Raw genomic sequence first — 19,076 nt, 5'->3', positions numbered from 1 at the left:
ACACTCCGTGGATTACGGATCTTGGCATTCCGCGCGGCGTACGGACTACCCCGCCGCGGCGCCACCACACACCGTCACGGATATGATCCCGCTCACGAGCGGGTGATCATCTCCCTTGCAACCGGGGCATGTTCGGCAAACCGCCTCATTACGGACACGGCGTGCCCGTCATCCGCGTCGCAGCCGCAGCACCCGCGCGTCCAGATCGCCGCGCAGCCCCGTACGCAGCCCGTGGTGCAGCAGCACCGAACCGTGGTGCACGGCCCCCGTGTCCAGGCAGGTGTACACCGCCTCCGGGTCGAGCCCGCGCAGCCGCAGGGCCGGCGCCTCCTCCCCGTACCGCTGGGCGTGCAGCCACATCAGGACGACCGTGTCCGCGCCCCGCACGTACTGGACGGCGCCGAACCCGCTGCCCGGGGCACGCAGCCGGTACAGCTCCCCCAGCTGCACGACCGAGCGGATCTCCTTGTACAGCTCCACCCACCCGCGCGCCTCGTCCAGCTCGGCGTCGCTCCACTCGGCGAGGTCCCCGCCGATCCCCAGCACCCCGGCCATGGCGCTCACGAACCGGAACCGCAGCGAGGAGGAGCGGCCGTTCAGCTGGACGTTCGGGCTGTCGGTGACCCAGGCCGCCATCACCCGGGCCGGGTGGAGCTGCCCGAAGCCCTCCTGGATGGCGAGGCGGTCCAGCGGATCGGTGTTGTCCGACGTCCAGACCTGGTCCGTACGGGAGAGGATGCCCAGGTCGATCCGGCCGCCGCCGCCCGAGCAGGACTCGAAGGCGACACCGGGGTGGGCGGCGCGCAGCCGGTCGATCAGGGCGTAGAGGGCGTCCACGTGCTCGGTCCAGAGCCGCTGCGGGTAGTCCGCGCCCGGCCAGCCCGCGTCCGAGAAGCAGCGGTTGAAGTCCCATTTCACATAGTCGACCGGCGTGCCGGACAGCAGCGCGTCCAGTCGCTCCCAGAGATACGCCCGCACATCGGGGCGGGCCAGATTGAGGACCAGCTGATTGCGGAACTCGGTCCGCTCCCGCCCGGGGAAGTGCTGCACCCAGTCGGGGTGGGCGCGGTAGAGGTCGCTGTCGGGGTTGACCATCTCGGGCTCGACCCAGATGCCGAACCGCATGCCGAGGCCGTGCACATGCTCGGCGAGCGGGCCGAGCCCGTCCGGGAAGCGCTCCGGGTTCGGTGTCCAGTCGCCGAGCCCGGCCCGGTCGCTCACCCGCTGCCCGAACCAGGCGTCGTCCACGACGAACAGCTCGACGCCCATCACCGCGGCACGTTCGGCCAGCGCCCGCTGCTGGTCCTCCGCGATGTCGAACCCGGTGGCCTCCCAGGAGTTGTAGAGCACCGGGCGCGGCTCGGACGCGTCGGGGATCACATGGGCGAGCTGCCAGGCGTGCCAGGCGCGGCTGGCCCCGCCGAAGCCCGCCGCGCTCCACAGCCCGGCGAAGACGGGGCTCGTGTACGACCGACCCGGCGCGAGCCGCAGCAGCCCGGACTCGTCGTAGCCGGCGCCGCCGGTGATCTGCACGAGTCCGTCGGGCAGCCGCTGCACGGCGATGCGCCAGGACCCGGACCAGCCGAGCGCGCAGCCGTAGACCTCGCCGTCCTCCTCGGTCGCGGCGCCGTCCGGGTCCAGGGCGACCCAGGGCAGCCCCTGGTGGCCGGTGTGGCCGCGCCGGCTGGACAGGAGGTGTTCGCCGTACGCCAGCTCGGTGCGCTCCAGCTGGGTTTCCGCCGCCCAGCGGCCGTGCAGCCGGCTGAGCCGCCAGCGGTCGCGGGCCGGCAGGGACCATGCCGCCGCGTCGGCGCGGAGCAGTTCGAGCGGCGGACCTTCCGCTCCGGTGCGGATCAGCGTCGTCCAGCGCTCGATGACGTCGGAGTCGTCGCGCATCCGGTAGTGCAGGGTGACCGTGAGGTGGTGGACCGGGTCGTCGAAGGAGATCCGCAGCTCGTCGCCGTCCACGGTGTCGCCCGTGAACGCCCACGCGGTGCCGCGCACCTCGTCGGTGCGCACCGACAGGGCGGGGCGGACGAAACGGGGGCCGCCCTCCACCGGGTACTCCTCGCGGCCGTCCAGCGGGGATTCGAAGCCCCGGGCGGGAGGCGCGGGCGCGGCGGCGAGGGCTTCGGCGGCGGCCAGGGAGATCCGCGGGCCCCAGTGCAGGTGCAGCAGCTCGTGCCGGTCGGTGAGATGGAGGGCGTAGCTGCCGCTCGCCCCGGTCAGCAGCCAGGTCCGGCCCCGGTCGCCCGTCTCGATCATCGCGCCCCCGTCCGCGTGCCCACAGATTCACACAGTTCCGCACATCATCGACCGTGGGGCGACGGAGGGCAACGGTACGCACCCGGAAATCGAGCTCCGTACACCGCTGAAGAGGGCCGATGACCGAGATGGTTGCCCCGGGAATCGATGTCGTATCGTCGCGGGCGTGGGCCCGTCGGCGACACGCGCCGGGGCAGAGCCTTCAGGAGTGACCGTGACGCAGCAGCTGCCGCAGACCCCGCCGACGGAGCCCGTGCTGGCCGGCATCCGCAACTTCCGCGACGTGGGCGGACTGCCCACCACCGACGGCCGCCGGCTGCGGTACGGAATCCTCTACCGCAGCGGACACCTGGCGCACGCGACGGCGGAGGACGCGGCCTTCCTCACCGGGCTCGGCCTGCACACCGTCTTCGACTTCCGCAACGCGGCGGACCACAAGCTGGACGGCCTCGACATCGCGCTGCCGGGCGTCCGCAACGTGAGCATCCCGCTCAGCGACCCGGCGGACGGGGCCGCGTTCTGGCGGATGGTGCGCGACGGCAACATGGAGGAGCTGCGCTCGATCCTCGCCGACGGGAAGGGGACCCGCCGCATGGTCGACTCCTACCGGGCGATCATCCTGGACCGCACGGCCGAGCACAGCCGGGTCCTGCACGCCCTGGCCGAGGACAGCGTCCCCGCCCTGATGCACTGCGCGGCCGGCAAGGACCGGGCCGGGCTCTCCATCGCGGTGACGCTGCTGGCGGTCGGTGTCGGGCGCGAGACCATCGAGGCCGACTACCTCAAGTCCAACGACGCGCACCGCCGCTACCGGGTCCACCGCAGCGACACCTCGCCCGCCGGGACGTCGCCGGAGGTCATGGAGCTGTTGAACCCGCTCTTCGGCGCCCAGCCCGCCTACCTCGCCGCCGCCTTCGAGACCATCGACGAGACCTGGGGCGGCACCGACCGCTACCTCGCCGACGGGCTGAAGCTCACGCCCGCCACCCGGGAGCGGCTGCGCGAACGGCTCCTCGAAGAGAGCTGAGCCGGCGGGCCTACTGGTTGTGCATCCCGACCGCGAACAGCAGATAGAGGAACCCGGCGATGACGTGTCCGGCCACCAGGTAGGCGAACAGCCGGATGACGAGCCCGCGGGGCATCTTCTTCTCATGCGTGTCGGCGTTCGCGCGCTTGGCCGGGGTGAGCGGGTCGTAGTTCTCGGAATCGGACATGACTGGCCTCTCTGGCGGCCGGGGGCACCGGACGCGGGGACGTCTAGCGTCGGTGGATCCCGCCGCCGAGGCACAGCTCGGCGGCGGGACTCTGCAGCAGGGTGTGGACGAAGAGCAGCTCCGAGCCGTCCGGCTCCGGGGCCGCGATCCGGTGCGGGGTGAGCGAGTCGAAGTGCGCGCTGTCCCCGGGGGCGAGGTCGTGCACCGTCTCACCGAGGGTCACCCTGAGGCGGCCTGCCAGGACGTACAGCCACTCCTCGCCGGGGTGGACGCGGACCAGGTCGCCCTGGGCGCCGTACGGGACGCGGACGCGCAGCGCCTGCATGGCCCGGCCTGAGCCCCCGGCCTGCTGGTACAGCCAGCCGTCGGCCGCCGCACCCTCGAACGGGCGGCCGCGGACGATCGCGTCACGTTCCGGGGAGCTCTCGCCGAGCAGCTCGGAAACCGTCGTACCGTAGATCCTGGCCAGCTGGAGCAGCATCGGCAGCGAGGGCTGGCGCCGGCCCGTTTCGAGCCGGGAGAGATGGGCGGGCGAGAGCCCGGCGCGCTGGGCCGCGGTCTCCAGGGTGAGACCGCGGCCGCGGCGCAGGTCGCGCAGACGTGGGGCGACGCCGGGGAGCTCGTCGGCCACCTGGTCGTCCGGAGGATTCATGCCTCCATTGGGCCAAAATCTTTCCTCGGAGGCAAATTTCTTGCCTCCGAGGCAAACCTCAGCGGTTCGCGACCGCCTGCTTCACCAGGGTCCGGCCGAAGTCCCACATCAGCCCGCCGCCGTGCGCGTCGTCCATCACGGCGGTGAAGGCGCCCACGAACCGGTCCACGTCCGCGTCGTCGATCACCAGCGGCGGAATCAGCTTGATCACTTCGAGGTGGTCGCCGGAGACCTGGGTGAGGATCCGGTGCTTCTGCAGCAGGGGCACGACCACCATCTGCGCGAAGAGCCCCTTGCGGGCCGCCTGGAGCATGGTCCAGCGGCTGCGCAGCTTCAGCGAGGACGGGCGGCCGAACTCGATGCCGATCATCAGCCCGCGCCCCCGCACCTCGTGCAGAAGCTCGTAGCGGCCGACGAGCGCGGACAGCCGCTCGCGCAGCAGGTCGCCGGTGCGGCGCGCGTGCGCCACGGTCTCCTCGTCCTCCATCACCGAGAGCACCGCGAGTCCGGCCGCCATGGCCTGCGCGTTGGAGCCGAAGCTCGCGGAGTGGACGAGGACCCGGTCCATGGAGGAGTAGACCCGCTTGAAGATCCAGTCCTTGCCGAGCGTCGCCCCGACCGGGACGTAACCGCCGGAGAGCGCCTTGGCCACGCAGACCAGATCGGGTTCGACGCCCTCCTCGTGCTGGTACGCGTAGAAGTCGCCGGTCCTGCCCAGACCCGTCTGTACCTCGTCGGCGATGAGGAGGGCCTTGTGCTTGTGCAGCAGCTCCTGCGCCTCGCGCAGGAACCCGGGCGGCGGGGCGAGCACGCCCTTGCCCTGGATCGGCTCGACCACGAGTGCGGCCACATCGCCGCGCTTGAGCTCCCGCCGCAGCGCGTCGAGGTCACCGAGCGGGATGGCGGTGTCGGGCAGCAGCGGGGCGAAGCCGTCGCGGAAGCCGCCCTCGCCGTTGACCGAGAGGGAGCCGGTGGTCAGGCCGTGGAAGGCGTGGTCGCAGTAGAGGATTCTCGGCCTGCCGGTGGCGTACCGGGCGAACTTGAGCGCCGTCTCGACGGCCTCCGTACCGCTGTTGCCGAAGAACACCCGGTCCAGGTGCGGGCTGTGGCTCAGCAGCTTCTCGGCCAGCAGCCCCGGCAGCGGCTGGCAGTCGAAGCGGGTCAGGTCGGCGAGCGAGGCGTCCAGGACATCGTGCAGCGCCTTGCGTACGACGGGGTGGTGCCGGCCGAGGCCCATCACCCCGAAACCGGCGAGCATGTCCAGGTAGTCGTTGCCGTCCGCGTCCCAGAAGTGCGCGCCCTCGGCCCGTTCGTAGACCTTGTCGAAGCCGATGGTGTGCAGCATGCGCGGGAGCTGGTGGTTGAGGTGCTTGGTGTGCAGCTCGTAGCGTTCGGCGCCGCGCTCGGCGAGAAGCCGCGCCAGATCGAAGCCCTTGGGCTCGTCGTCCTTCATGCCCCGCTCTCCTTGTGCCCGTTGCCCGGGGCTCCGTGCCCCGTGCCGCCGGCCGCCTTCCGGGCGGCCGTCGCGGCGCTGATCCGGCCCGCGATCTCGACCGGTGTGAGTCCGATGTCGGCCAGCACCTCGGTCCGTTTGCCGTGCGCGAGGAACTGCTCGGTAATGCCGAAGGTCCGCAGCGGTACGTCGACGCCGGCGTCCCGCAGCGCCTGGCCGACCGCCGAACCGAAGCCGCCGGCCCGGCTGTTGTCCTCGACGACGGCGACGAGCCGGTGCTCGGCGGCGAGCGGCGGCAGCTGCGCGTCGACCGGTTTGACCCAGCGCGGGTCCACCACGGTGCAGCGGATACCGGCGCCCGCGAGCAGTTCGGCGGTACGCAGGCAGACGGACGCCATCACGCCGACGGCGACGAGCAGCACATCGGCGTCCTCGGCGCGTTGCAGCACGTCCATGCCGCCGATCCGACCGAGCGCGGGGACCGGCTCGCCCACCGACTCCTTCGGGAAGCGGACCAGCGTCGGCGCGTCGTCCACCGCGACGGCCTCGCGCAGCTCCTCCCGCAGCCGGTCCGCGTCGCGCGGGGCCGCGATGCGCAGCCCGGGGACGACCTGGAGCACGGACATGTCCCACATGCCGTTGTGCGAGGCGCCGTCCGTACCGGTGACCCCGGCCCGGTCCAGGACGAAGGTGACGCCGCACTCGTGCAGGGCGACGTCCATCAGCAGCTGGTCGAAGGCCCGGTTGAGGAAGGTGGCGTAGACGGCGACGACCGGGTGGAGCCCGCCGGTGGCGAGCCCGGCGGCGCTGACCGCGGCGTGCTGTTCGGCGATGCCCACGTCCCAGACCCGGTCGGGGAACGCCTCGGCGAACTTCGTCAGCCCGACGGGGTCCAGCATCGCGGCGGTGAGCGCGACGACGTCCGGCCGCTCCGCCCCGATCGCCGCGATCTCGTCCCCGAACACGGAGGTCCAGGACGGGCCTGCCGCGGGGGCGAGCGGGACGCAGGTCAGCGGGTCCATGGCGCCGACGGTGTGGAAGCGGTCGGCCTCGTCGAGCAGGGCGGGGGCGTAGCCGCGCCCCTTCTCGGTGAGGCAGTGCACGAGCACCGGGCCGCGGAAGCGCTTGGCGCGCCGCAGCGCCGCCTCGACGGCGGCGGTGTCGTGCCCGTCGACCGGGCCGACGTACTTCAGCCCCAGGTCCTCGAACATGCCCTGCGGGGCGATGAAGTCCTTGAACCCCTTCTTCGCCCCGTGCAGCGACCCGTACAGCGGCTGACCGATGACGGGGGTGCGCTCCAGGAGGTCCTTGCCCCAGGCGAGGAAGCGCTCGTAGCCGTCGGTGGTGCGCAGGGTCGCCAGGTGGCGGGCGAGGCCGCCGATGGTGGGCGCGTAGGAGCGTTCGTTGTCGTTGACGACGACGATGAGCGGGCGGTCCTTGGCGGCGGCGATGTTGTTCAGCGCCTCCCAGGCCATGCCGCCGGTCAGGGCTCCGTCACCGATGACCGCGACCACGTGGTCGTCCTTGCCCCGCGCCTCGTTGGCCTTGGCGAGGCCGTCGGCCCAGCCCAGGACGGTGGAGGCGTGCGAGTTCTCGATGACGTCGTGCTCGGACTCCTCGCGGGACGGGTAGCCGGACAGGCCGCCCTTGCCGCGCAGCTTGGAGAAGTCCTGGCGCCCGGTGAGGAGTTTGTGCACGTAGCTCTGGTGGCCGGTGTCCCACAGGATGCGGTCCGCGGGCGAGTCGAAGACCCGGTGCAGGGCGATGGTCAGCTCCACCACCCCGAGGTTGGGGCCGAGGTGGCCCCCGGTCCTGGCGACTGCCTGCACCAGGAACGTACGGATGTCGTCGGCGAGTTCGCCGAGTTGCGACGCGTTCAGTGCCTTGAGATCGTGCGGCCCCCGGATGGTCTGCAGCAGCGTCATGCCCGGGCCCCCTCTCTGCTCCTGTTCCAGCTCAAGTGACGGCCGGGACCCCCCGGAGGGGGCCCCGGCGCCGTCCATGCCGACGGGCGCGGCACCGGCCACGCCCGCCGGCTCGGCGACCGGCTCTCAGCTCACCGGGTCCCGCCGACGGTCTCGCGCGCGGCCCGCAGGGACTCCTTCAGCGACCCCATGGTGGCGAGCACGGCGGTGGGCTCGTAGCCGCAGTGCGCCATGCAGTTGGCGCAGCGCGGGTCCTTGCCCCGGCCGTACTTGTCCCAGTCGGTCTCCTCGATGAGCTGGCGGTACGTCGGCACGTAGCCGTCGCTCATCAGGTAGCAGGGCCGCTGCCAGCCGAACAGCGAGTAGTTCGGGATGGCCCACGCCGTGCACGGGAAGTCCGCCTTGCCCTCCAGGAAGTCCAGGAAGAGCGGCGAGTGGTTCAGGCGCCACCTGGCGCGGTTGCCGCCGGCGAAGGACTTCTTGAACAGCTCGCGGGTCTGCTCGACCCCGAGGAAGTGCTCCTGGTCGGGCGCCTTCTCGTACGCGTAGGCGGGCGAGATCATCATCTCGTCGACCTTGAGGTCGTCGTTGAGGTAGTTGAGGACCTCGATGATGGTCTGCGGGGTGTCGGTGTTGAAGAACGTGGAGTTGGTGGTGACCCGGAAGCCGCGCCGCTTGGCCTCCTTGATCGCCGCCACGGCCTCGTCGAACACCCCTTCCTTGGCGACCGACTCGTCGTGCCGCTCGCGCAGCCCGTCGATGTGCACGGCGAACGCGAAGTACGGCGACGGCGTGAACTTCTCGATCTTCTTCCGCAGCAGCATCGCGTTGGTGCAGAGGAATACGTACTTCTTCTTCGCCACGAGCTGGCGGACGATCTCATCGATCTGCGGGTGCATCAGCGGCTCGCCGCCCGCGATGGAGACCATCGGGGCGCCGGATTCGAGCACCGCGCCGACGGCCTGGGCCACCGGCATGCGCTGCTTGAGGACTCCGGCCGGATGCTGAATCTTCCCGCAGCCCTCGCAGGCGAGATTGCAGGCGAACAGCGGCTCCAGCTCGACGATCAGCGGGAACTTCTCCCGCCTGCGGAGCTTCTGTTCGGCAAGGTACGTCGCAACCTTGATGGTCTGACGAAGCGGCATGGCCATCTAGCTCACCTCCTGGGGAGCAGCAAAGATCGGTGCCATTCATAAAAGGCCGGTAGTACGGCACGGAGAACGCGGAAAGCCGATATTCCACCGCGGACCGTGCCGATGCGGACGAGCTCGTGCTCCGGAGCGTCCACGACCACCCGTACGGCCGCAACCGGGCGGGGCCCGGAGCGCAGGGCGGTGCGCAGAGTGGCGGCGGACTCCATGTCCACCGCGATCGCCCCGGTGGCCCGCAGCTCGACCCGCTCATGCCCCCGGACGACATGGTCGGACCCGGTCAGCGGGCCGGTGTGGACGGTGCGGCCCGGTACGGCCCTGGCCAGCGCGTCGGCCAGCAGGTCCGTGCCCGTGCAGCGGACGGGGTCCCCCGCCGCCCGGGTCTCCTCGGCCACCACCAGGTCGCCCGGGTGCATCCCGGGCGCGAGGCCGGCGCAGAACCCCGACGCGATGACCGCGGTGCCCGGCGCCCCGCCCCCGCCCGGACCGAGCACGCGCGCCACGGCGGCCTCGGCCGCCCTGGGACCCATGCCGGTACGGAGCACGGTGACCCGTTCCGGGGCGCCCGCCGCCCTCCCCCTGCCGGTGCGCAGGGCGAGCTGTTCGATGCCGAGCGCGCAGGCGATCAGCAGCGGGGCTACGGGGCCGGCCTGCCCCGGTCCATCGCCCATCAGACCTCCTCGCGCGTCGCCGTGCGGTCCGCGAACGGGTCGCCGTGCACGTACCGCCCGAGGGCGGTGAGCGGGAAGACCTGCCGGTAGAGGTGGTAGTTGATGGAGAAGTCCCAGGGGAAGCCGGTGCCGGTGAAGTACGGCTCGTCCCAGGAGCCGTCGGCCTGCTGGGTCTCGGTCAGCCAGGCGATGCCGCGCGTCACGGCGACGGTGTCCCGCCGACCCGCGGCGAGCAGTGCGAGCAGCGCCCAGGCGGTCTGGGACGCGGTGGAAGCCCCCTGGCCGATCCACTTCTCCTCGATGTAGGAGCGCAGGTCCTCGCCCCAGCCGCCGTCGTCGTTCTGGACGGATTCCAGCCAGTCGACCGCGCGCCGGATCGCGGGGTGTGTGGCGGGCAGTCCGGCGGCGATCAGCGCGGGGACCACCGACCCCGTGCCGTAGACGTAGTTGACGCCCCAGCGGCCGAACCAGCCGCCGCCCGCGTCCTGTTCGGCGAGCAGCCACTCGATTCCGCGCCGGGTGACGGGGTGGCCGGCGTGGCCCTCCATGGCGAGCATCTCCACCACATGGCCGGTGACGTCGGCGGACGGCGGGTCGATGACCTCGCCGAAGTCGCAGAACGGCAGCCGGTTGGGGAAGGGGCTGGTGTTGTCCGCGTCGAACGCCCCCCAGGCCCCGTTGCGGGACTGCATGCCCACGTTCCAGCGCACGCCGCGCGCGATGGCGGCGTCCACCCGGGCGGGTTCGGGGTGGCGGACCCGGCGCAGGGCGAGGACCACCTCCGCGGTGTCGTCGATGTCGGGGTAGTTGTCATTGTGGAATTCGAAGGCCCAGCCGCCCGGCTGCAGTCGGGGCCTGCGCACCGCCCAGTCGCCCGGCCGGTCGATCTCCTCGCCGAGCATCCAGTCCGCCGCCTTCACGAGCGCCGGGTGGTCGGGGGCGACCCCGGCGTCGGCGAGCGCGATGGTGGCCAGGCAGGTGTCCCAGACCGGCGACTGGCAGGCTTCGATCATGCGGGCGCCGTCCTCGCGCCACACGGCGAAGCGGTCGAGCGATTCGAGACCGGCGCGCATCACCGGGTGTTCGAGGTCGTAGCCGAGGAGGTGCAGGGCGATGACCGAGTAGACGGCGGGCGGCTGGATACCGCCCCAGCAGCCGTCGTTCTCCTGGCGTTCGATGATCCAACGGGCGGCCGCGTTCATGGCGACGCGGCGCAGCCGTCGCGGCGCGAAGCGGTGGTAGACATGCAGCGCCTTGTCCAGGCGCTGAAAAAGGCCGTCCCAACTCGCCGCCGGGGCGGGGCGCTTGGGCGGATTCGGGTGGTCGGGGTCGGTGTGCAGCTCGTCAAGGGCGAACGGGGCCGGGCGTACCGGCCGCTTCGCCGAGACGACGGTCAGCGGCACAATGGTCTGGCGGGCCCAGCAGCCGAAATCGTAGATATTGAGCGGGACCCACTTGGGAAAGAACATCAGCTCGGGCGGCAGCTCCGGCAGGTCGTCCCACTTCCACCAGCCGAAGAGGGCCAGCCAGATCCGGGTGAAGACCCGGCTCGCCGCGATCCCGCCCTGTTCCCTGACCCAGCCGGCGGCCCGGGTCATATGGGGGTCTTCCGGCCGGTCGCCGGCCAGCCGCAGCGCCACGTACGCCTCGATCGTGGCGGAGAGGTCCCCGGGGCCGCCGTGGAAGGTGGCCCAGGTTCCGTCGCCGAGCTGCTCGCCGCGGATGTAGCGGCCGGCCGCCCGGACGGTTGCCGGGTCCTGGATGCCGAGGAACTGGCGGAGCAGAAGGTCCTCGGCGTCCATGGTGACGTTGGTGGCGAGGTCGCCCTTCCACCAGCCCTGTTCGTCCTGCCTGCCGAGGAGGTGCTCCACCGAGCGCTCCGCGGCCCGCCGCGCGGCGGCCAGTACAGCGTCCGCGGCGATGGTTGATTCGGTTGTCGGTCTACTGGCCGAGGCCACTCGGGGATCAACAGCCCCGGTGCTTCCGTCGGTCGTCGCTGTCATGGCTTCCCCTCCGTGCAGTTCGTCCTCTGCTGTGCTGGGGTCTCCGTCGGCCGGCGCCCCGTGCGGGACGCCGGCCGGCGACTGCGAGTCATATGGACCAGATGGTGATCATCTCTTTCGTACAACAACGAAGTCCGCGAGCGCGGTGAGCTGCGCCCGCACGGTTTCCGGCATGTCGACACCGTGCAGCACCTCGATGGCGACCGCATGCTGACGACGCGCCTCCTGGGCGGTCCACTCGCGGCCGCCCGCCTCCTCGATGAGCGCCGCACGGGCGGCGAACTCCTCTTCGGAGAAGCTGTCGAAGTCGGTGCTCTTGGCGTCCGCGGCGAGCAGTTCGCCCAGGCGCTCGGAGGCCGGGCCGCCCGCGGCGAGCGCGGCGACGACCGGCAGGGACTTCTTGCGCTGGCGCAGATCGCTCCACGTCTGCTTGCCCGTGGACTCGGGGTCGCCCCAGATGCCGAGGAGGTCGTCGACCGCCTGGAAGGCGAGCCCGAGGTGGTGGCCGTACGCCTCCAGGACGTCGGCGGTGCGGTCGTCGGCGCCGCCGAGCACCGCGCCGATGGAGCAGGCACAGGCGAGGAGGGCGCCGGTCTTGTTGCCCTCCATCTCCAGGCATTCCTCGACGGTGACGCGCTCGCGGTGCTCGTAGGAGATGTCCTGGGCCTGCCCGTCGATGAGCTTGCGGGTGGCCGATGTCAGCCGCCGGGCCGCGCGGCCCGCCTCGGCCGTGCCGAGCTCCAGCAGCACCTCGTTGGCCAGGGCGAACAGGGCGTCGCCGACCAGGATCGCCTGGGCGGGGCCGTGCACCTTCCATACGGTGTCGCGGTGGCGCCGCTGCTCGTCGCCGTCCATCAGGTCGTCGTGCAGCAGCGAGAAGTTGTGCACGAGTTCGACGGCCACGGCGCCGGGGACGCCGGCCTCGGCCGCGGCGCCGGCCGCCTCCGCGGACAGCAGGGCCAGCGCCGGGCGGACGGCCTTGCCGCCGTCGCCGTCGGAGGGCCTGCCCTGGGCATCGATCCAGCCGAAGTGATAGGCGGCCACGGTGTCCATGGGCGGTGCGAGCCGGTCGACGGCGGCCCGGAGCACCGGCGCGGAAAGGGCCCGTCCGCGCTCCAGAAGCGCGGTGACGTCCGTGGTGTTGTCCGCCACGGTGTCGGAAGCCGGATTCGCCGGGGTCACTGACTCTCCTCTTGTTCCGGTGGTACTGCTCATGCCGCCTCCTGCAGCGGATGTTCTTGGGGGCGGCCGAGCGCCTGGAGCGCGGCGTCCGCGGCGCCCGCGCCGCTGCGCACCGCGCCCTCCATCGTGGCGGGCCAGCCGGTGGCGGTCCAGGCACCTGCCAGGAACAGGCCGGGCGCGCGGGTGTGCGTCCCGGGCCGCAGCCGGCCGACGCCGGGCGCGGGCGCGAAGGTCGCGGTGCGCTCGCGGGTGACGAAGAAGTCCCGGATTCCCGCGCCGCGGGCGGCCGGCAGCAGCCGCTCCAGCTCCGGCAGGTAGCGGGCGCGCAGTTCGGCGACGGGCAGGTCGATCTCGTCGCCGGCCGCGGACTGGGAGACCGCGAGGTACTGGCCGGGGCCGGTGAGGCCGGAGGTCGCGGTGCGGTCGAAGACCCACTGGACCGGCGAGCCGAGCGCGGCGAAGAACGGCCGCTTCAGCACCTTGCGGTCGTAGACGACGTGCACGTTGAGGATCGGCGAGGTGCCGATGTCCAGCAGCCGGTCCGGTGCGTCGAGCGCGCCCTCGGGGAGCAGGTCGTGGGTCTCGCGCTGCGGCACGGCCAGGACGACGGTCTCCGCCTCGATGTGTTCGGCGCCGGTGTCGACCAGCCAGTGTCCCTCGTCGGTACGGGTGAGGGCGCCGGCCTTGGTGCGCAGTTCGGTGCGTACGCCCGCGGAGTCCAGGGCCTTGCGGCTCATGGTGTCGTGGATCTCGCCGAGCGGTACGGCGGCCCAGCCGATGTCGGCGGCGCCCGGTTCGGAGAGCAGCCCGGTCTTGAAGACCTTCGCCGCCAGCGCGAGCGAGGAGTTCGGCGCGGTGGCGTTGAGGGTGGCGACGCCGACCAGGTCCCACAGCGCCTCGATGGTGCGGGGCGACTGGCCGTGGTGGGCGAGCCAGCTGCCGAAGTCGTCCTCGTCGAGCGCGGGGTCGTCCGGGTCGAGCCGGCCGAGCGCCAGCGCGGCCCGCGCGACACCGGCCCGTTCGGCGAGCGACAGGTGCGGATACCCGGCGAGCCCGGCGGCCAGGTGCAGCGGGACCGGCAGCGCGTTGCGGCGCAGCCGTCCCAGCCGGGGCCCCGCGGGCCGCCCGACGTCGAGAACGGGCACGTCCAAACGGTTTTGCAGGGGTGCGAGCCGGGCGCTGTCGACCCGGTCGAGGAACCAGCGGTAGGCGGTGCAGCAGCGCAGGTAGACGTGCTGGCCGTTGTCGACGGTCAGCCCGCCGCGCCGGAAGGAGAAGGCGAGCCCGCCGAGCCGGGGGCGTCCTTCGAGCAGGGTCACGTCAAGCCCGGCGTCGGCGAGACGCAGCGCCGCCGTGACGCCGGCGATCCCGCCGCCGACCACGACCGCCCGGGACGAGCGCGGCGCGTCGTCACTCATGCGTCCCCCTCTCGCCAGGTCTTTTCCCATCGGCTCTGTCCAGTCAGGGACGCGGTCGCCGGGCCGGGGGTTGCCCGCCGTCCGATCCGTTCATCCTTGATGCACATGGTGCGTGAGATGTACGTGAGGCGCATTCAGACACGCCCTCGGGCCGTGCGCCGGGAGATGTGGCGGGCGTCGAGACCGGACAGGCCGCGCACCGCCACATACGCCTTCTCGTGGCCCGGCAGCGAGACCCGGCCGCGCAGCACCGCCTCGGGGTCGCGCTCGATGCGGTCCAGGAGCCTGCGGTAGATGCCGGCCATCGCCGCCACGCAGGCTCCGCTGCGCCGGTCGAGCATCGGCAGGAGCCGGTACCCCTCGGCGAACAGGGCGCGGGCGCGCCGGACCTCGAAGTGGATGAGGCCCGCGAAGTCGGAGCCGGGCGGCGGGGTGGCCCGGTGGAAGCCCGCGGAGCAGCCGAACTTGGCGAGGTCGTCGGCGGGCAGGTAGGTGCGGCCGTTGCCCGCGTCCTCGCGGACGTCGCGCAGGATGTTCGTCAGCTGGAGCGCGAGGCCGAGCGTGTCGGCGTACTCCGGGGCGCGCTCGGCGCCGGGTGCGCCGGGTTCCGTGCCGAAGACGCCGAGGCTGAGGCGGCCGATGGCGCCCGCGACGCACCGGCAGTAGACCTTGAGGTCGTCCCAGGTCTCGTAGGTCGCGCCGCGCACGTCCATCAGCACGCCGTCGATGAGCTCGTCGAGCCCTTCGAGCGGCAGCGGGAACCTGCGGGCGGCGTCGGCGAGCGCGACGGCCACCGGGTCGGTGTCGTCCTCGTCCACCGCGCCGGCGCGGACGCGGTCCAGCAGGGTGCGGGTGCTCTCCAGGCGGACGCGCTTGGTCTCCGGCTCCAGCTCGCCGTCACCGATGTCGTCCACACGACGGGAGAAGGCGTACAGGGCCGACATGGCCTGCCGCTTCTCGGCCGGCAGCAGCCTGATGCCGTACGCGAAGTTACGCGCCTGCTGTCCGGTGACCGCCTCGCAGTAACTGTATGCGGCCTGTACCGGTGCCGACATGTACGTCGTCTGTCCCTCCACGGTCCGGCTCACCCCTCTCTACGCGCTCTTCGCAAGACAACTCCCACCTCGCGCAGCAGGCTGGGCTTTGTGGGTCCGGGTGGTCCGGGCAGTACGTCGAAGCCGGCGGCCGCGATGGCGGTGAGGGCTGCGCGTCCTCCTCCCACGAATCCGGCGAGAAGCAGCCTGAGTCTGCCGTGGACGCTACCCACGAGGGGGGTGCCTTCATTCAGCAGGTCCCGGGCGCGTTCCGCTTCGTACGCGATCAGCGTGCGCACCGAGGCGTTCGCGGTGGGCGCCGCCAGGTCGGCCTCGCCGACGTGGAACCGGGCCATGTCCTCGGCCGGCAGGTAGACGCGGTCGCGGCCGAGGTCCTCGGCGACGTCCTGGAGGTGCTCGACGATCTGCAGTGCGGTGCACACGGCGTCGGAGCGGCGCAGCCGTTCGGGGCTCGCGGTCCCGGTGAGCTGGAGGACCAGGCGGCCGACGGGGTTGGCGGAGAGCTCGCAGTAGGCGAGCAGTTCCTCGTACGTCCCGTAGCGGCGGACCTTCTGGTCCTGGCGGTTGGCCTCGATGAGGCCGAGGAAGGGCTCGGGGGTGAGGGCGCGGTTGCGGACGGTGGGGCGCAGTGCGCGCATCAGCGGGTGGTGCGGGGTCTCGCCGGTGGCGGCGAAGACGCGGCGCAGGTCGCTCTCCAGGGCGTCGAGCATCGCGAGCCGGTCGTCGGCCGCGTCGGGGTCGAGGCCGAGGTACGTGGCGTCGGCGCCGCCGGGGGCGAGGTCGCCGTCGCCGATGTCGTCGACGAGCCGGGCGAAGCCGTAGACGGCCATCAGGTCGTCGCGCCAGGCGCGCGGCAGGAAGAAGGGTGCGACCGGAAAGTTCTCGTCGGCGGCCTTGTCGAGCGTTCCGGATGCGGCGGTATCGAGCCGCGCCTGCCGGGTACGGGTCACTGCGGACCGCCCTGCGCGGGGACGGCGTGAGCACCTCGGAGCTGGAGATCTTCCGTCATAGCCGTCACATCTCCCGTTCTACACTGCTGACCCAAAACATCCCATTCCGGACACGCCGCCCGCCGTCCCGAGTGCGGAGGACGGCTACGGGCCGTCCGCCCAGGCGGTATCGCCCCACTTGCGGCGAATCAGCACCGGTACAGCTTACGTTGTACAACGCTCATCCAAACGCCGGGGTACGGGCCGCACGGTGCGGAACCGGTAGCCCGCGTCAACTTTGCTACCGCTGGGGCGCATTCACGTCATCCGGCGGTAGGAGATCGCGCCCGAAGCCGTACGACGAGGCGTGGACGTCCGGGCTCCGGTCCACGATCCGGACATGGCACGGCCCCCGCCGGAAGGGTCCGGCGGAGGCCGCCCGGTGCGTGGCGCGAGGCGCGTCCTACTTGCCGGTCTCCCGCTCGTATGCCTTGAGGACCTCTTCGGTCGGGCCGTCCATGAGGAGTTCGCCCTTCTCCAGCCACAGCACCCGGTCGCAGGTGTCCCTGATCGACTTGTTGCTGTGGCTCACCAGGAAGACGGTCCCGGCCTCCTTGCGCAGCTCCCTGATCCGGGCCTCGGAGCGGATCTGGAACTTGCGGTCGCCGGTCGCCAGCGCCTCGTCGATCATGAGGACGTCGTGGTTCTTGGCGGCCGCGATGGAGAACCGGAGCCGGGCGGCCATGCCGGAGGAGTAGGTGCGCATCGGCAGGGTGATGAAGTCGCCCTTCTCGTTGATGCCGGAGAAGTCGACGATGTCCTGGTAGCGCTCGCGGATCTCCTCGCGGCTCATGCCCATCGCGAGCCCGCCCAGGACCACGTTGCGCTCACCGGTCAGGTCGCTCATCAGCGCCGCGTTGACGCCGAGCAGCGAGGGCTGTCCGTCCGTGTAGACGTTGCCGCTCTCGGTCGGCAGGAGGCCGGCGATGGCGCGCAGCAGGGTCGACTTGCCGGAGCCGTTCGTCCCGATGAGACCGATCGCCTCGCCCCGGTAGGCGGTGAAGGTGACGCCGCGCACGGCGTGGACCTTGCGCACTCCGCGCTCCGCGCCCTTGTCGCGGCGCAGGATCCGGCTCAGGGCCGCGGTGGCTCCGCCCTTGCCACCGCCGCCGCCGTTGACCCGGTACACGATGTGCACGTCGTCGGCGATCACGGTGGGGACGCGCCCCGCGGTGTTGTCGTCAGCCACGGCCGTACCGTTCCTCTGCCTTCCAGAAGTACACGAAGCCCACCAGGCCCACCACGATCGACCAGGCCAGGGCGACCGCCCAGACGTGGTCGGGCAGGTTCTCGGAGCCGTAACCGTCGATCAGGGCGAACCGGACCAGGTCCATGTAGATCGCCGCCGGGTTGTACTGGAGCACGTCGGTGATCCAGGCCGGCTTGTCCGCGAGCATCACCGGGATGGAGAACATGACCCCGGACGCGTACATCCAGGTACGCATGACGAACGGCATCAGCTGGGCCAGGTCGGGGGTCTTGGCCCCCATCCTCGCCATGACGAGCGCCAGTCCGGTGTTGAAGAAGAACTGCAACGCCAGGGCCGGGATCACCAGCAGCCACGACAGGCGCGGGTAGCTGCCGAATCCGACCGTGACCGCGATCAGCACGATCAGCGAGTACAGCAGCTGCTGGAGCTGCTGGAGCGAGAAGGAGATCGGCAGCGAGGCCCGCGGGAAGTGCAGCGCCCGGACCAGGCCGAGGTTCCCCGAGATGGCGCGGACGCCGGCCATCACGGAGCTCTGGGTGAAGGTGAAGACGAACACCCCGGTCACCAGGAAGGGGATGAAGACGTCCTGCGTAAAACCCTTCTTCGTGCCGAGGATCAGCCCGAAGATGATGAAGTAGACCCCGGCGTTCAGGAGCGGGGTCGCCACCTGCCACAGCTGCCCCAGCTTCGCCTGGCTGTACTGGGCGGTCAGCTTCGCCCGGGAGAACGCCAGGATGAAATGGCGCCGCCCGCGGAGCTGGCTCACGTACTCGCGGAGTCCGGGCCGGGCGCCGCTGACCGCCAGACCGTACTTCGCGGCCAGCTCGGCCGCGCTCAAGCCGTCGTCGGCCGATGGCGGGCTGCCCAGCGCAACCGCACCACCATGGGTTGTGTCACTCACCAGAAGAAACTCTCGTATTCAAAATGCGCAGCCAGTCGCGGGCGCGGCTCAGGGCGGACAGGTCCCGACAAGAAAAATACGCCTCATGCTCCCAGAGGCGAGCCTCTCAGATCACCGGAGGGCGGCCTAGCCTGGTCAGTCGCCACACCGTACGCCACTTCATCGGACGGCGGGGTCCGCACGGCGTCGTCCAGCCCTCCCGGAAGCCGCCGAACCATGCCTTCAGCGCGGTGCCGGACGGCCTGCGCAGCAGGGTCAGCAGCATCCACACGCCCAGGTACACCGGGACCAGGGGCGCGGGGAGGTTGCGGCGGGCCAGCCAGACCCGGTTGCGGGCCACCATGCGGTGGTAGACGGCATGCCGGGACGGGGCCGTGGCGGGGTGGTGCAGGACCATGTCCGCGCGGTAGTCGATCAGCCAGCCGGCGTCCAGCGCCCGCCACGCGAGGTCGGTCTCCTCGTGCGCGTAGAAGAAGTCGCCCGGCAGCGGGCCGACCTCGGCGAGGACCCGGGTGCGCACCGCGTTGGCGCCGCCCAGGAACGTCGTCACCCGCGACGAGCGCATCGGGTCGGCGGCGCGCAGCCGCGGCACGTGCCTGCGCTGGGTGACACCGGTCTCCGGGTCGGCGATCCGGAAGCTGATGATGCCGAGCCGGGGGTCGTCCGCGAATGCCCGCCGGCACAGCTCGGCGGTGTCGGTGAGGGGCAGCAGCCCGTCGTCGTCGAGGAAGAGGAGGGCGTCCACATCGGCCCCGGACGGCCCGAAAGCCTCGATGCCGACGTTCCGGCCGCCGGGGATGCCGAGGTTCTCGGGCAGCTCGACGGTCCGCACGCCCGCGGGGACGTCGGGGACGGGCGAGCCGTTGCCGACGACGACCACCTCGATCCGGTCGCCGTCCTGGGCGGCGACCGAGTCGAGCAGGGCGCGCAGTTCGGCCGGGCGGTTGCCCATCGTGATGATGACCGCGCCGAGTTTCATGGGTGTGC

General features: G+C 71.7%; 16 protein-coding genes. 1 reads left to right on the top strand and 15 read right to left on the bottom strand.

The annotated features are described in order from the left end of the window. Positions 1-168: 168 nt before the first annotated feature. Positions 169-2,265, bottom strand: a complete 2,097-nt coding sequence (locus E6R18_RS10805; protein WP_136316650.1) for an alpha-galactosidase — start codon at positions 2,263-2,265, stop codon at positions 169-171. A 214-nt stretch (positions 2,266-2,479) separates the two neighbouring features. Here E6R18_RS10805 and E6R18_RS10800 point away from each other — a divergent pair, with 214 nt between their 5' ends. Further along, positions 2,480-3,292, top strand: coding sequence for a tyrosine-protein phosphatase (locus E6R18_RS10800; RefSeq protein ID WP_136316649.1), 813 nt, complete (start codon positions 2,480-2,482; stop codon positions 3,290-3,292). Positions 3,293-3,302: 10 nt separating this feature from the next. Here the strand turns inward: E6R18_RS10800 and E6R18_RS33990 are convergent, their stop codons facing one another. The 14 genes from E6R18_RS33990 to E6R18_RS10735 form a co-directional block, all read right to left on the bottom strand. Further along, entirely contained in the window at positions 3,303-3,479 is a 177-nt protein-coding gene (locus E6R18_RS33990) for a DUF6126 family protein (protein ID WP_168712320.1), read from the bottom strand. Positions 3,480-3,522: 43 nt separating this feature from the next. Continuing rightward, a complete protein-coding gene (locus E6R18_RS10795; protein ID WP_136316648.1) occupies positions 3,523-4,131 on the bottom strand; it encodes an XRE family transcriptional regulator in 609 nt (202 codons plus the stop codon). Between the two features lie 58 nt (positions 4,132-4,189). Next, the gene (locus E6R18_RS10790; protein ID WP_136316647.1) at positions 4,190-5,584 is read right to left on the bottom strand and encodes an aspartate aminotransferase family protein; all 1,395 of its coding nucleotides are present in this window, start codon (positions 5,582-5,584) and stop codon (positions 4,190-4,192) included. Beyond that, entirely contained in the window at positions 5,581-7,509 is a 1,929-nt protein-coding gene (gene dxs, locus E6R18_RS10785; protein ID WP_136316646.1) for a 1-deoxy-D-xylulose-5-phosphate synthase, read from the bottom strand. Before dxs ends, E6R18_RS10790 begins: the two co-directional genes overlap by 4 nt. 131 nt (positions 7,510-7,640) lie before the next feature. Continuing rightward, positions 7,641-8,660 (bottom strand): adenosyl-hopene transferase HpnH, encoded by a 1,020-nt coding sequence (gene hpnH / locus E6R18_RS10780; protein WP_136316645.1) that lies wholly within the window; start codon positions 8,658-8,660, stop codon positions 7,641-7,643. A gap of 5 nt (positions 8,661-8,665) precedes the next feature. Continuing rightward, entirely contained in the window at positions 8,666-9,331 is a 666-nt protein-coding gene (locus tag E6R18_RS10775; protein WP_136316644.1) for a 1-hydroxy-2-methyl-2-butenyl 4-diphosphate reductase, read from the bottom strand. Next, positions 9,331-11,334 carry a squalene--hopene cyclase gene (gene shc / locus E6R18_RS10770; protein WP_136316643.1) on the bottom strand — a complete coding sequence of 668 codons (2,004 nt, stop codon included), beginning with the start codon at positions 11,332-11,334 and terminating at the stop codon, positions 9,331-9,333. Before shc ends, E6R18_RS10775 begins: the two co-directional genes overlap by 1 nt. Before the next feature lie 108 nt (positions 11,335-11,442). Continuing rightward, positions 11,443-12,549: a polyprenyl synthetase family protein gene (locus E6R18_RS10765; protein ID WP_168712319.1), complete on the bottom strand. Its 1,107-nt coding sequence runs from the start codon at positions 12,547-12,549 to the stop codon at positions 11,443-11,445. Beyond that, the gene (gene hpnE / locus E6R18_RS10760) at positions 12,546-13,934 is read right to left on the bottom strand and encodes a hydroxysqualene dehydroxylase HpnE (protein ID WP_136316642.1); all 1,389 of its coding nucleotides are present in this window, start codon (positions 13,932-13,934) and stop codon (positions 12,546-12,548) included. The genes E6R18_RS10765 and hpnE overlap by 4 nt, the downstream gene beginning before the upstream one ends. A 134-nt stretch (positions 13,935-14,068) precedes the next feature. Continuing rightward, a complete protein-coding gene (gene hpnD, locus E6R18_RS10755; protein ID WP_206308258.1) occupies positions 14,069-14,989 on the bottom strand; it encodes a presqualene diphosphate synthase HpnD in 921 nt (306 codons plus the stop codon). A 29-nt stretch (positions 14,990-15,018) separates the two neighbouring features. Continuing rightward, a complete protein-coding gene (hpnC, locus tag E6R18_RS10750; RefSeq protein WP_136316640.1) occupies positions 15,019-15,939 on the bottom strand; it encodes a squalene synthase HpnC in 921 nt (306 codons plus the stop codon). 442 nt (positions 15,940-16,381) lie between these two features. After that, complete coding sequence (locus tag E6R18_RS10745) at positions 16,382-17,167, bottom strand: ABC transporter ATP-binding protein (RefSeq protein ID WP_136316639.1); 786 nt, start codon at positions 17,165-17,167, stop codon at positions 16,382-16,384. Then, positions 17,160-18,089, bottom strand: a complete 930-nt coding sequence (locus E6R18_RS10740) for an ABC transporter permease (RefSeq protein ID WP_136316638.1) — start codon at positions 18,087-18,089, stop codon at positions 17,160-17,162. Before E6R18_RS10740 ends, E6R18_RS10745 begins: the two co-directional genes overlap by 8 nt. A gap of 106 nt (positions 18,090-18,195) precedes the next feature. Continuing rightward, entirely contained in the window at positions 18,196-19,068 is an 873-nt protein-coding gene (locus E6R18_RS10735) for a glycosyltransferase (RefSeq protein ID WP_206308260.1), read from the bottom strand. Positions 19,069-19,076: the final 8 nt, after the last annotated feature.

It is taken from the genome of Streptomyces sp. A1277 (genome assembly GCF_004795015.1).
Lineage (GTDB): Bacteria > Actinomycetota > Actinomycetes > Streptomycetales > Streptomycetaceae > Streptomyces.
This window is presented reverse-complemented; position numbering and strand designations above follow the sequence as displayed.

What these genes read in the sequence shown, in the direction of transcription:
- E6R18_RS10805 (WP_136316650.1), bottom strand. Translation starts at nt 2,265, where the DNA reads ATGATCGAGACGGGCGACCGGGGCCGGACCTGGCTGCTGACCGGGGCG.
- E6R18_RS33990 (WP_168712320.1), bottom strand. Translation starts at nt 3,479, where the DNA reads ATGTCCGATTCCGAGAACTACGACCCGCTCACCCCGGCCAAGCGCGCG.
- E6R18_RS10795 (WP_136316648.1), bottom strand. Translation starts at nt 4,131, where the DNA reads ATGAATCCTCCGGACGACCAGGTGGCCGACGAGCTCCCCGGCGTCGCC.
- E6R18_RS10790 (WP_136316647.1), bottom strand. Translation starts at nt 5,584, where the DNA reads ATGAAGGACGACGAGCCCAAGGGCTTCGATCTGGCGCGGCTTCTCGCC.
- dxs (WP_136316646.1), bottom strand. Translation starts at nt 7,509, where the DNA reads ATGACGCTGCTGCAGACCATCCGGGGGCCGCACGATCTCAAGGCACTG.
- hpnH (WP_136316645.1), bottom strand. Translation starts at nt 8,660, where the DNA reads ATGGCCATGCCGCTTCGTCAGACCATCAAGGTTGCGACGTACCTTGCC.
- E6R18_RS10775 (WP_136316644.1), bottom strand. Translation starts at nt 9,331, where the DNA reads ATGGGCGATGGACCGGGGCAGGCCGGCCCCGTAGCCCCGCTGCTGATC.
- shc (WP_136316643.1), bottom strand. Translation starts at nt 11,334, where the DNA reads ATGACAGCGACGACCGACGGAAGCACCGGGGCTGTTGATCCCCGAGTG.
- E6R18_RS10765 (WP_168712319.1), bottom strand. Translation starts at nt 12,549, where the DNA reads ATGAGCAGTACCACCGGAACAAGAGGAGAGTCAGTGACCCCGGCGAAT.
- hpnE (WP_136316642.1), bottom strand. Translation starts at nt 13,934, where the DNA reads ATGAGTGACGACGCGCCGCGCTCGTCCCGGGCGGTCGTGGTCGGCGGC.
- hpnD (WP_206308258.1), bottom strand. Translation starts at nt 14,989, where the DNA reads ATGTCGGCACCGGTACAGGCCGCATACAGTTACTGCGAGGCGGTCACC.
- E6R18_RS10735 (WP_206308260.1), bottom strand. Translation starts at nt 19,068, where the DNA reads ATGAAACTCGGCGCGGTCATCATCACGATGGGCAACCGCCCGGCCGAA.